The following is a 12078-nucleotide window of genomic DNA, read 5'->3' on the forward strand; positions in this document are numbered from 1 at the left end:
TGAGGTGGTAGTATGTTCATATTAGAGACGAAGGGTTTAAATAAAACCTTTGTAACCGGGCAAGGAACCCCGCAGACGGTATTAAAAGATGTTCATCTACAGGTATCAAAGGGAGAATTCGTAGCTATAATGGGGCCTTCTGGCTCAGGGAAATCAACATTGCTCTATACGATCAGCGGTATGGACCGGATGACTTCAGGAAGTGTTGTTTTTAAAGGGCAGGACATCAGTGGTCTTTCTGAGAGTGAATTAGCTGAACTGCGTTTAAATCAAATGGGATTTATTTTTCAGCAGATGCATCTTTTAAAAAACCTGACTATTCGGGACAATATCATCTTATCCGCTTATCGAGCTAAAATCGTTAGTCGTAGAACCATCAATAACAGAGCCGCTGAGTTAATGAAAAAAACCGGAATCTCCGCACTCGCTGAGCGTGATATTACACAAGTGTCGGGTGGACAACTGCAAAGAGCAGCGATCTGCAGGTCAATCATCAATGAGCCTGATATTCTATTTGGTGATGAGCCAACAGGTGCACTGAACTCTAAAGCTGCTAGTGAAATTATGGAGATATTAATAGATATTAATCAGACGGGTACAACGATTCTACTGGCTACACATGATGCGAAAGTCGCTGCTCAGGCAGAACGTGTCCTGTATATGCTGGATGGCAGCATAGCTTCTGAGCAATGGCTTGGTAAATTCAATCGCATAAATGGGGACTTAAAAGAGCGGGAAGAGAAGTTGTCGGCTTGGTTATTGAAGTTGGGATTCTGATTGATAGGAAAGGGATACATAACATGGGAAATCTGAATTATAACTTAAATTTCGAAATGCTATGTGCAAAATACGGGTTAGGTCATTTAAAAAATGAACCAGAACAGGTAACAGGTGGTCTTCTACACAGAATGTATCGTCTACAAACGGACAAAGCGCTCTATGCAGTGAAAGCTCTAAATCCTCAAATTATGCATCGGGATACAGCCATGAACAACTATACTCTTTCTGAAAAGGTTGCAAATATGGCTTATCAAAATGGGATAAATGCAGTACCAGCTATCGTGTCCAAAGATAGTTTTATGCATGAATTCGAGGGTCAATTCTATTTATTATTTCCATGGGTCGAAGGTAAGGCATTGCCATCAGGAGGTATTAATATAGGGTGTTGTAAAAAGATTGGCGAAAACCTTGCTAAAATTCATAAGATCGATTTCGCTACACTTCTTGATCATCATCCTAATGAAAATCTTGAGGCAGTAAATACATCCACTGTTCGTTGGAATGAATATGCACTAAAAGCAAAACAGGATGGTTTGGAATGGTCTAGCTTGCTAATAGATAACCTGAACCAAATAAATCATTGGGAACAACTTGTAGATTCTTCAGCGGAACAATTATTAAATCATATGATTATCAGCCATCGGGATTTAGATCAAAAAAATGTACTATGGGATGAGCATCAGATACCCGTTATTATTGACTGGGAAGCAGCAGGACCTATCCATCCAACCCAAGAGCTAATAGATGTAGCCCTTTATTGGTCAGGCTTTGAATCGGGAAGTGTAAGCAAAGATGCTTTCTGCACGCTCATTAGTACCTATCGGGAGCAAGGTGGCGAGATTTATGCTAACTGGTCCGACGGGCTAAACTATGGTTTTCATGGGAAGCTAGAATGGTTAGCTTATAATGTCAGACGATCACTCGGACTGGAGAGTACAGATGATGCGGAGCGAGAGCTTGGAACCCGTGAAGTAATAAATACAATCACTGCTTTAAATGACTATGATCACTTTATTCCTCAGTGTATCGAATGGTGTAACCAAGACTACTAAAGGAGAACTTATATATGAATGTAGTAAACGCTACTATGGAGGATATAAGAGGATGGCTGGAGCTGGCGGCAGAGGTGGAGTCCCTTTTTGGGCCGATGGTAGATGATCCGAATTTCACTCTAGCGTTAGAAAAAAATATCAGACGACAAAGCGCTTTTTGTGTACGAGAAAACAATGGTTCGCCAGGTTCAAGATTACTTGGAGCTGTGTTATTCTCTTCATCCAATGCCCCTAATTACAAGATTGGGTGGTTATCTGTTTCAGCAATAGAGAGAAATAAGGGTGTAGCGACAGTACTTCTTAACTATATTATCGAAAGTATCGAAACCCCAGCAGAGATATTCGTTACTACTTTTGGTGAGGATCATCCAGAGGGCCAACCTGCTAGAAGATTTTATCAGAAGTTTGGTTTCTTTCCTTTGCAGGATGGGGTTCCAAATGGCCTCGAAGGTGGCTCAAGACAAAATTTCAAGCTGACGATCGCTCACAAGGATTCATTATGAAAAAAATAATTTATTTATCGGTGATTTCATTTTTCTTGCTAGCGATTTCTTTCAGCCCATTGTTCAACTATATCCGTGAGTATATGATTTCAGATCAAATCAATCAGCGTTATGAGATCAACCATGCTGAGAAAGGGTATAACACGTTAAACGTTCAAGAACTAACGGTTGATGATAAGCATATTAAGATCCAAGAAGAAAATACAGGCAGGAAAGCAGAGTTGACACTTTGGGATGAAGAGGAGAGTGTCCCGCCTGGAGATATTGTGAATGTTCAGTTTTTATTAAATGGTCAAAAAATCTCAACCCCTGATGAAATATGGTTGTCTAATCGGGAACGAGGAAGCAGATATTTCTCATGGATAGATATCCTTACTGTTACGGATCGAAAGACTGGCGAGAAAGAAATTAATATAGTCCAAAGACTTACAGATGATAGTCAGCCGATGGAAAAGAGAAAATGGAAAATAATCACGATCTCACATGACGGCAGTATAGAAGAAAAGATGCTGAGTTATGCTCAAAGAAGTGACAATCATCTAGGGGTGAAGCTTATCGAGTTCTCGGGTACATCACTTATGGGTATGGGCTACTATTCGGATATTACTAAAAGTTATCCAAGTGTATTTTTCCCTCTAATTTATCCATTTTTAACAGGTGTCGTGGGAATCTTCTTATTGATCATTATAGTTGTTCAATTACTGATCGAGCTTCATAATAGGCGCGTTATTAGGAAAAATGGGCGATAACGGTCATAAGATATGTTCTAAAATTACTTATAATTTCGAATCACCTTTAACTTGGTCAAGGTTAATAAAGCAAACAGTAGTAGCAGGACTCCGATGGAACCCATGACAGGGGCTGGACTGAAGTGATCGGACAGGAATGAAACAGCTGTAAGACCAAGTGAGGGTGCTACACTCATAATGGAGCCTAATACACCGAAGACTCTACCTTGTATATCCTCCGAAACTTCCAGTCTGAGGATTGTATTTATCAGCAATGTACAGAATGAGAACATAAAGCCAATTAGAAGAATGATGGGAATGGCTAAGGCAGCAGTAGTGACGAACGATAGCAGGAGGTACAGGGGACCCAGACATAGCAGTCCAGTCATGATAAAGAAGCCGCGATTCTTTAATTTAGAGCCGAGAAACAAGATCATGCTGGAACCAATCATATAACCTAGAGGAATACAGGCTTCCATGAGTCCAAACTGAAAGGGACTAGAATTCCATACTTTGACGGCCATAACTTGCGTTAGCATCAGTGAAGGCATAAAGAACAAAGTGAGCGTAGGAAGCATGATGATTATTGCTCGGGCGAAGGGGTATCTCCAAATATAACGAACGCCATCCGCAAGATCCTGTGTGAATTTTCTTTCTTCTTTAGGTCCGGTATTCACTCGGTTTGGGAGTGGAAGGGAGCGGACAGCAAGAACTAGTAGAAAGGAAACTAAAAATGTAGCTCCATCAAATAATATGGCATCTGCCGCTCCAAAACTTGCTACAAAAATACCTCCAGCCGAATACCCAATCGTCCTACAGATGTTCTCCGACAGGTTCAGAATCCCGACTGCTTTTTGCACATGTTCTTTTCCAACTACAGTGGTAATTGAAGCTTGATACGCAGGGGATTGGAATAATGCTGAGACTGTCGTAAGTCCCGTTAATATGGCCACGATAATGAATGATGTAGAAGACATGGAAATGGTCAGAGCAAGCGTAACTGCTAGACCGCAGCTTATCAAATCAGTGATTAACATAATGGTTCTGCGATTGATCCTGTCTGCGAGTGTGCCTCCTATCGATCCGAGTAAAGAACTGAGCAATAGATTGATTATCGTAATAATGGCAATCATTTTAGCGCTTCCGGTCGTCTGAAGTACCCATAAACTTAAAGCAATGCTGTGAAAGGTATTTCCAAACAAAGAAATGGAATAGGAGCTGAGTAGCAGCATAAATCTCCGGTTTCCCCAAAGGGTTGGGTAGGATTGAGCGGTGGTGGATGCATGTTTTGCTAATACAGGATCTGTCATGGGTAACTCTCCTCTCGACTTAAACGCTTAAGTGAATATCGAAAAAAAATTAATCAACAAAATAACGATTATTCTCTTGTTTGGAGTAGTCAGGACGATGTAATAACTCCTGCATTAGTTCAAAAGCAGTGGCTGATTTATCCCCAGTGAATATGAATTTCTGAACGTCTTCTCCAAGCATTTCTGGGCAATTACAGGTACATAGAACAGAAAGACGTGCGAATACCCCGGATTTTTCAACACAACTTCCGATAAACTCATTAATAACTATGGCCTCTTTGTAGATCCCCTCCGATAAGATTGTATTCAATTCTTCCATATTTTGAACTTTGAATATTGCTTTCTCAGGTAAAGGAAGACTATCTTGGATAAAGTTAGTGAGCAGGGAGTTATTTAAGCTCTCCATAATTAAACAAACCTGTGAAAGATCCTCCGGCATTACCTTCCGTAGAGCTGAACGATAATTGTAAAGAACTTGCTTAAACAGCTTATCTTCAATCATGCTGTCGATCAAAATCAAGGGGATACCTTCTACAAAATGTTTGGAAATCGAATAGAAGGATTCATCGTGCACATCGATCAGAAAGACGGCTTCGAGCTTTCTTTCAACGATGATATTCAGAGAAGGATGGTCAGTACCAAGAGAATATAGCAGCGTATGATATCCGGCATCCGTTAAACGCTGTTCCAAAGCACGAATAAATGTGAATTGGGCATAGAGTTTCCAAGGTGGCATATAAGCAGAATTATGGACAAGTACCCCTACTAATCCCGTTTTTTTATTGGCAAGCGAACGGGCTGCTAGATTAGGAATGTAATGAAGTTCTTCGGCAAGTGACAGAATTTGATTGCGGGTCTTCTCAGGAATGGTTTGGTTATCGACGCGGTTCAGAACATAGCTTACAGTCGCAACGGAGACATTAGCTTGTAGCGCGATGTCTTTCATTGTAGTCTTTTTCACCAGTAAACTTCTCCCTTGCTGAGATATTTATTTCCAAATATTATCATTAACACTTGAAAAGAGTCAACGATTGACTTTATACCAAGAAGCAAATGATGCTTGTGTTCATTTTTATAATTTGGGTAAATAGATATAAGAACCTAAATCAGTCAGCGAGAAGAGGTGTGACTCATGGGAACGAATCTTAATCGGGAAGAGAGCGCGCTGTGAAACCGCTTTAGATATTGACACAAATTTGTGAAATTATTCACTTAATTATTAAGAATTTTAATATATAATTAATTCATAATCAAAATTAGGGGGAATCGAAAATGAGACTATTTAAAATGATTTTAGTGGCTGGGGTTTCGGTAGCAGTATTGGCAGGTTGTGGAGCAAATGAGGATAAAGCAAACAATTCGGCGGCAACTTCAGCTCCGGCTGCTGAGCAGACAGATGCTGTCACTACAGCTTCGATCGTGAATCAAGCAGATGCGTTTACTAAGGCTGTTAGCAAAGATGGAAACTGGATTGTTGCGATTCTAAATGATGTAACGATTTCTGATGAGGTTGTTGTAGCTGGAGAATTCCGAAATAAAGGAGCCGCAGATGGCGACATCTACCGTAAGATTGCCCTTTATTCGCAAGATGCTGATCACAAGATCACTGCTACTTATACACTAACCGTGCCAAAGTTTACAGTACAAAGTGAGAATTTGAAAGTTGAAGGCGGAACGATTAAAGGCGATGTTTATGTAGAAGCGAAAGGCTTTACTCTGCCTGAAACCGCCACTATTGATGGTAACCTCTATTTCGCAAGCGAAGATCTGAAAACATCAGCTGTTATTGATGGAAAAGTGACTGGAACAACAGAAGTTAAATAATTTCGTAATCAACTTATACAGTAGAAGCCAATCCATAGACTATGGGTTGGCTTTTTTCTTTTTGTGATTATGTGATCTTCAGTTGATTTTCTTAATATTGAACTTATAATATTACTACCACTACTAGGAGGAACACATATGTCTAAGGAGTATTCACGCACATATATCGAAAGTGTAAAGCTTGAAATGTTAAATAGATTGGGACTTAAGCAAGTGTTCTTTAAGGAGCAAATAGGTGACGGCCTGATTTTTGAAGCGGTTGGTTTTGATAAAGGGAGCAAGCATCGTTTTTGTGTTAGACCGAAGACGAAAACAATTGACGAATTTATTTCAGGAAAATGGATGAAGGTCCGCAGCTTTACAATCAAAAGTGTGGAAATTTAAAATTGAAGTCTAAAAAGGGAACCCCATTTAAATCGGAGTTTCCTTTTTTATTTTTGAGAAGGATTCATTGATAATGTGAAGTATCGCCGTACAGATCGATGGTTGTATTGTTGTCAGTTAGGGTTACTTTACACAATGCTGTAGAGAGAATATCCGGTAGTTCCCCTAATTCCTGCAATGATTTATTGAGAAAATGAGCCATAATTACTTTCAGGGTCATCCGATGCGTGACAATAAGTACCTCATGTCCTTCATTATCGTTAATGATACGCTCAATAGTCGGCGTTACTCTTTGTTCAAGCTGACTATAGGTCTCACCTGGGGCTAGAGGAATAAAAAGATCAGGTCTGGTGAAAAAATGGGTGTACTGTAATGGATATTCTTGTTCAATCTGATCTGTGTTCATTCCTTCCCAAATGCCCATGTTAATTTCCATTAATGAAGCTTGCTGTTGAATCGGTAAACTCCGATTTCCTCGTAAAATCTGCGCAGTATGCAATGCTCTTGGACTAGTACTAGAATAAATGGCTCCTAAATTCTCACCTTCCAAACGTTCTCTCAACCATTCCGCTTGCTGTTCACCCAAGGTTGTTAACGCTGAATTTTGATGTCCTTGCATTCTTTTCTGCAAATTCCATTCGGTCTGCCCGTGACGGGTTAGAAATAATACTGTCTCTTTCATTAACGAAACCTCCCTTTTGAATAGTTGTAAGTATAAGATAAATAATTATAAATAAACAATATATAATAGTTAATATTCATAATGTATAGTTATAGTAAGAAAGCCGAAAGTCCGTTAAACAATGATTTTATTTTATATAGTTAGGAAGAAATCAGGATGAACTATCATGTATTAAAATTGTTTTATTATGTTGCAATAACAGGGAGTGTGACCAAAGCCTCTGAACGTTTGCACATCAGTCAACCCGCTATATCAGCGCAGATCCGCAAATTTGAACGGGAGAATAATATCGTATTATTAGAGGTCATAGGAAAGAGAATGGTGCTAACACCGATTGGGAGAAAACTGATCGAACCACTTGAAAAGTTATTTGCTATGGGTGAACAGGTACAGCAGATTATTGAGGATTATCATAAATTTCCTGCGGGCCATATTCGGATTGCAGGTAATTACCTGGCCACAAGCATACTCATCCCCCGGTGGGCATCATTATACAAACAATCTTTTCCGGAGGTTAAAATTCAGATCTCTACTGCTAATTCTCATGAAGTCATGGAACAATTAAATAACTTTGAAGCAGATGTGGCGATTTATAGTGATATGGCGTTTCCTTCTCATCATACAGGGGTGTTCGAACATCGTGAGTTGTACAAGGACGAGTATGTGTTCGTAGTTTCTTCAAATCATTCTTTAGCCAAGCAGGAGGTTAGCTTTGAGGAAGTGATGGCTGAGGCATTTATTATGAGGGAGGAAGGTAGTGCAGCCAGAGAGAGAATTGTACAATTATGTGAAGAAAGAAAGGTACAACAACCGAAGATCGAACTGCAATTTAATGGAGTAAATGAGGTTATTCAAGCCGTGATTGCCGGTTATGGGATTAGTTTTGTATCTGCGTTGTTAGCAAAGCCTTATCTTGATCAGGGTATGTTAGCCAAGGTCGAAGTGGAAAATGTAATCTCAAAGCATTCGATATGGATGAGCCACAGAAAGAAAGAGCTTCAAGAAAGCTATATCCAGTCATTTATTAAGCTCGTCATGAAACAATTAAAAGAAGCGGATAATTTATACTCGGTTCCAACGCATACACCTTAATTAAAATAACTTATGAATTACGATGTATGCATTGAACTGAGATCAAAGATTGGAATGTAATTGAAGCAACTCAGGTGCACTAATGTCTTCTGCTTCAGAAGATTTAAATTGAATGTTATATAATTGTGAGTATAGCCCATTCATTTCTAATAAAGACTCATGTGTACCTTCCTCAACAATCGAACCCTGATTTAACACGATAATTCTAGATGCTTCACGTATGGTGGATAGTCTGTGTGCAATAACCAATGTGGTTCGATTCTTCATTAACAAATCAAGAGATTGCTGAATCATTCGCTCAGATTCGTTATCGAGTGCGGAAGTTGCTTCATCTAGAAGAAGGAGTGGAGCATCACGAAGAAAAGCTCTGGCAATGGCTATGCGTTGTCTTTGTCCACCAGATAAAGTCGATCCATGTTCACCTAGGATAGTGTCATAACCATGGGGCATCTTCGTAATAAACTCTTCTGCACCTGCGAGCCGAGCGGCTTCTCGAATATCCTCTTCGCTAGCTGTACTAGAACTGAAGGCGATATTGTCTCGTATAGTTCCTGAGAACAAATAAGGGGTTTGGGGAACATAGGTAATCATTGCACGTGCTTCTTCAAGCTGATCATGTACAGACTTTCCATAAACCGTGATGCTTCCTGCAGTAGGCTCATAAAGTCCATTACATAATCGAACGAGCGTCGTCTTCCCTGACCCGCTTGGCCCGACAACCGCGATAGTTTCTCCATGTTGTATATGAATATTAAGCCCTGTAAATAGGGAGGCTTCATTATCCGTTTTACCCGAATAGTTGTAGTGGACATCCTCTATTTGTAATGCAGCTACCTCTACGGAAGCGAATGTTGATGAGCTGGATTCTGGCAAAGGATGAGTAGCTCCTTCATCAGGTGCATCAAGTATAGCGAATACGCGGTCAGCTGCACCTAAAGCCTCCTGGACACCTCCCCATGTTTGAGACATATGGACAAAAGGCCATTGAACCCTACCCATCAAAATAATAAAAGCGAGTACTTCACCTGCTGATGTTCCGCCACTTAGAGCTGATAACGCAATTAAAGCGGCGCATGTCACCATTACGAGATTGTTGATAAAGGCAGAAGATTGCCATAAGAGACCATTTAGAAGCGATTTTCGCAGCTGCATTCTTCTTAACTGCTCACGTTCTAACGCATATTTATTTAAGAGAGTTTCTTCAAGCGAAAAGGCTCTTACGACCTTCATTCCTTGAAGCGTTTCTTGTAAGATTCCTCGTAATTCCGCCTCTTTTGCATATATTTGAGTAGATAATTTTCGTAATCTGCGATCAAAGAAACGTCCGGAAAGAAAAACAAGGGGACCCGATCCAAGAGCTAACAGGGCGATCCAGACATCCATTTTAGCCAAATATAGAAAGGAAATGAAACATAGAAGTAGATTATAGCCTAGATCGTATACGATGCTGTTTATCATCCCCATGGCCATCCCTGCATCCTTAGTGTTACGAGAAGTCAAATCACCTGAATGCATGGACTGAAGGTAACGGAATGGAAGTCGGTGACTTTTATCAAACAGCTTCGCACGAATATCCCAAGCCATCCGACTTTGCATAACAAAGCGGAAGTAATGCTGCACCATAAGACAGCAGATAATGATGACACAAGCAATGGCACAGATTACAGTTATACGTGTTAATGCATCCATATTGGCGTTGTTGATCGTATCAATAAATACTTGCTGAATGGCTGCAAATCCTATGTCCATTACGAGTTTAGCAGAGAGCAGGAGTACAGCCACAATAAATCCAATTCGATAAGGGCTAGCGTAAGAGATTAATCTACGCAGAGCATACCCCAATTTTAGATTCTTGGATTCCATCTCATTCATATCTCTACCTCCCTGACCAGAGTAGAAATATCAGCCTTCTTCATTGAGGTCTCAACCATATTGTAATACTGTCCTTGTAAAGTCATTAACTCCAGATGAGTCCCAGCTTCAACAATAGAACCCGCCTCCATATAATAAATGTGATCTGCATCTCTGATGGTAGATAGTCTATGCGCGATAACAACCGTTGTACGATCATGCATGAGTTCTTGCAGGGCCTGGCCGACAATCTCCTCATTATGGCTATCAAGTGCAGCTGTGGGTTCATCAAGAAGGAGAAGCTTAGGCGCTCGGACAAACGCTCTGGCAATAGATAGCCGCTGCCTTTCACCGCCAGATAAGGTATGGCCCCGTTCCCCAATGGAAGTCTGATATTGAAGGGGGGTTCTCATAATAAATTCATGTATCCCCGCACTTTTTGCTGCTTTAATAATTTCTTCATAGGTTGCGTCAGGTCTTCCCCATGCAATATTTTCATATAGAGTTCCAGTGAACAGATAAGGCTCTTGAGAAACATAAGCCAAATGATTACGCCAAGACCGAGGGGGAATGCTGCTTAACGGCAACTTACCAGATTGGATGACCCCTTCATTAGGTTCATAGGTTGCGAGTATTAATTGAAGGAGGGTGCTTTTTCCACTGCCACTAGGACCGGCAAACGCAGTTACTTTACCTGGTTCTATGGTTAGATTAACGTTAGTTAATACTTGATGATTACCATAATGAAAACCTACATTCTCAAAGGTGATAGGGTACAAGCCACTAATTGCTTGGTTGTTATTCATCGACATTTCTTTATGAGAATCTTCCTGATTACATTCACGGCTTGCGTCTTCTTCTGGTAAATCAATGACTTCAAACAATCGTTTACCTTGCGCCAGCGAGGCTTGTAATTCTGTCCATAGATTAGCCAGCTTTGATACAGGGTTTGTAATTTGCTCGAAACAAATCAGAAATGCCGCCACTGCTCCCACATCCAATCTCCCTTGGATAACTAGATATCCGCCGTAGGAGAGAACATATAGCAATCCACTAAGAATAACGGCAAAGGGCATATTATAGCCCACAGCTTCTAAGCGTGTGACAGGTAAATGAATGTTGAAATATTGCCTAACACGTTGTGTGAATTGATTATGCAGCTTAGGTACAAGGGAGAAGGCACGCACAACCTCAGCACCCTGTACCGTATCTTGAATAAACATTTGTTGAGCGGTTTCAATTTGCTGTCTTTGCTCGTGCATGGAACGTAGGCGGGAAGTGAAGGGAATCATCACAAGTGGAACAAGCGAGCAAATCAATATAGTTCCGAGCGTTAAGACATATTGGAGTGAGAGCAGATAAGTTAGGAGAAATGTAATTTGCATCAGATTACTGAATAGTTCAATGGTCTTCTGATTGATACCTTGCTGAGCAGCTGGGGCAGAATCATTGATACGACTAATGAGATCAGCAGAATGATAACGATCCAAATCTTTCATCTGTACGTTTAATAATCTAGCTAGCAGTGATACCTGAAGCTTGGAGGTCGACTTGAATTCAAGCACACCTGATAAATAAGTCAATAAGAAGCTGGCTAAAGCATCTACAATAACGATTATTAGAGCAAAGATAGCACCAGACATCAAAAAGGACATGTTCTGATTCGTAGCAGCGTTGATTATACGTCGTAAAGATTCGGCTATCCCAACTGTTGCAAGGGAAACGACGGCAGCTAAGAGACATAATATGAGGTACCAGCCTAAATAGGGTTTTCCAAGTTTCAGTAAACGCATAAAAGTGTTAGAAACTACTTTGGATTTTTTGATCGAGTCTGCTTCTATGTTTGTAGATCCATTCAATTTAGACCCTCCC

General features: G+C 40.4%; 12 protein-coding genes. 7 read left to right on the top strand and 5 right to left on the bottom strand.

What is annotated here, in order from left to right; translation table 11 throughout:
* Positions 1 to 12: 12 nt before the first annotated feature.
* The 4 genes from MKX60_RS14330 to MKX60_RS14345 are packed head-to-tail and all read left to right on the top strand — an operon-like array spanning position 13 to position 3084.
* On the top strand, positions 13 to 777 hold the full coding sequence (locus tag MKX60_RS14330) for an ABC transporter ATP-binding protein (protein WP_042189875.1): 765 nt from the start codon (positions 13 to 15) through the stop codon (positions 775 to 777).
* 23 nt (positions 778 to 800) lie between these two features.
* Positions 801 to 1832 carry an aminoglycoside phosphotransferase family protein gene (locus tag MKX60_RS14335; protein ID WP_341060140.1) on the top strand — a complete coding sequence of 344 codons (1032 nt, stop codon included), beginning with the start codon at positions 801 to 803 and terminating at the stop codon, positions 1830 to 1832.
* A 14-nt stretch (positions 1833 to 1846) separates the two neighbouring features.
* Positions 1847 to 2335 carry a GNAT family N-acetyltransferase gene (locus MKX60_RS14340; RefSeq protein WP_076286594.1) on the top strand — a complete coding sequence of 163 codons (489 nt, stop codon included), beginning with the start codon at positions 1847 to 1849 and terminating at the stop codon, positions 2333 to 2335.
* Entirely contained in the window at positions 2332 to 3084 is a 753-nt protein-coding gene (locus MKX60_RS14345; protein WP_341060141.1) for a hypothetical protein, read from the top strand. Before MKX60_RS14340 ends, MKX60_RS14345 begins: the two co-directional genes overlap by 4 nt.
* A 23-nt stretch (positions 3085 to 3107) precedes the next feature.
* Here MKX60_RS14345 and MKX60_RS14350 read toward each other — a convergent pair whose 3' ends face one another.
* Both MKX60_RS14350 and MKX60_RS14355 read right to left on the bottom strand, forming a co-directional pair.
* A complete protein-coding gene (locus tag MKX60_RS14350; RefSeq protein WP_341060142.1) occupies positions 3108 to 4373 on the bottom strand; it encodes an MFS transporter in 1266 nt (421 codons plus the stop codon).
* A 49-nt stretch (positions 4374 to 4422) separates the two neighbouring features.
* A complete protein-coding gene (locus MKX60_RS14355; RefSeq protein ID WP_341060143.1) occupies positions 4423 to 5334 on the bottom strand; it encodes a LacI family DNA-binding transcriptional regulator in 912 nt (303 codons plus the stop codon).
* A 311-nt stretch (positions 5335 to 5645) separates the two neighbouring features.
* On the opposite strand from MKX60_RS14355, the gene MKX60_RS14360 reads away from it, so the two are divergent.
* Together MKX60_RS14360 and MKX60_RS14365 are read left to right on the top strand one after the other, a co-directional pair.
* Complete coding sequence (locus MKX60_RS14360) at positions 5646 to 6197, top strand: polymer-forming cytoskeletal protein (RefSeq protein ID WP_076286598.1); 552 nt, start codon at positions 5646 to 5648, stop codon at positions 6195 to 6197.
* Between the two features lie 138 nt (positions 6198 to 6335).
* On the top strand, positions 6336 to 6581 hold the full coding sequence (locus MKX60_RS14365; RefSeq protein ID WP_042189863.1) for a hypothetical protein: 246 nt from the start codon (positions 6336 to 6338) through the stop codon (positions 6579 to 6581).
* Positions 6582 to 6645: 64 nt separating this feature from the next.
* Here MKX60_RS14365 and MKX60_RS14370 read toward each other — a convergent pair whose 3' ends face one another.
* Entirely contained in the window at positions 6646 to 7263 is a 618-nt protein-coding gene (locus tag MKX60_RS14370; RefSeq protein ID WP_042189861.1) for a histidine phosphatase family protein, read from the bottom strand.
* A gap of 156 nt (positions 7264 to 7419) precedes the next feature.
* Between MKX60_RS14370 and MKX60_RS14375 the strand changes: the two genes are divergently transcribed.
* Positions 7420 to 8355 (top strand): LysR family transcriptional regulator, encoded by a 936-nt coding sequence (locus MKX60_RS14375; protein ID WP_341060144.1) that lies wholly within the window; start codon positions 7420 to 7422, stop codon positions 8353 to 8355.
* A 42-nt stretch (positions 8356 to 8397) separates the two neighbouring features.
* Here the strand turns inward: MKX60_RS14375 and MKX60_RS14380 are convergent, their stop codons facing one another.
* Together MKX60_RS14380 and MKX60_RS14385 are read right to left on the bottom strand one after the other, a co-directional pair.
* Positions 8398 to 10227 (bottom strand): ABC transporter ATP-binding protein, encoded by a 1830-nt coding sequence (locus MKX60_RS14380; protein WP_341060145.1) that lies wholly within the window; start codon positions 10225 to 10227, stop codon positions 8398 to 8400.
* A complete protein-coding gene (locus tag MKX60_RS14385; protein ID WP_341060146.1) occupies positions 10224 to 12065 on the bottom strand; it encodes an ABC transporter ATP-binding protein in 1842 nt (613 codons plus the stop codon). The genes MKX60_RS14380 and MKX60_RS14385 overlap by 4 nt, the downstream gene beginning before the upstream one ends.
* Positions 12066 to 12078 lie beyond the last annotated feature (13 nt).

Origin of the sequence: Paenibacillus sp. FSL R5-0914 (assembly GCF_038004525.1) — a bacterium.
Classification (GTDB): Bacteria; Bacillota; Bacilli; order Paenibacillales; family Paenibacillaceae; genus Paenibacillus_AQ.

What these genes read in the sequence shown, in the direction of transcription:
- MKX60_RS14365 (WP_042189863.1), top strand. Translation starts at nt 6,336, where the DNA reads ATGTCTAAGGAGTATTCACGCACATATATCGAAAGTGTAAAGCTTGAA.
- MKX60_RS14340 (WP_076286594.1), top strand. Translation starts at nt 1,847, where the DNA reads ATGAATGTAGTAAACGCTACTATGGAGGATATAAGAGGATGGCTGGAG.
- MKX60_RS14330 (WP_042189875.1), top strand. Translation starts at nt 13, where the DNA reads ATGTTCATATTAGAGACGAAGGGTTTAAATAAAACCTTTGTAACCGGG.
- MKX60_RS14375 (WP_341060144.1), top strand. Translation starts at nt 7,420, where the DNA reads ATGAACTATCATGTATTAAAATTGTTTTATTATGTTGCAATAACAGGG.
- MKX60_RS14345 (WP_341060141.1), top strand. Translation starts at nt 2,332, where the DNA reads ATGAAAAAAATAATTTATTTATCGGTGATTTCATTTTTCTTGCTAGCG.
- MKX60_RS14380 (WP_341060145.1), bottom strand. Translation starts at nt 10,227, where the DNA reads ATGAATGAGATGGAATCCAAGAATCTAAAATTGGGGTATGCTCTGCGT.
- MKX60_RS14350 (WP_341060142.1), bottom strand. Translation starts at nt 4,373, where the DNA reads ATGACAGATCCTGTATTAGCAAAACATGCATCCACCACCGCTCAATCC.
- MKX60_RS14335 (WP_341060140.1), top strand. Translation starts at nt 801, where the DNA reads ATGGGAAATCTGAATTATAACTTAAATTTCGAAATGCTATGTGCAAAA.
- MKX60_RS14360 (WP_076286598.1), top strand. Translation starts at nt 5,646, where the DNA reads ATGAGACTATTTAAAATGATTTTAGTGGCTGGGGTTTCGGTAGCAGTA.
- MKX60_RS14370 (WP_042189861.1), bottom strand. Translation starts at nt 7,263, where the DNA reads ATGAAAGAGACAGTATTATTTCTAACCCGTCACGGGCAGACCGAATGG.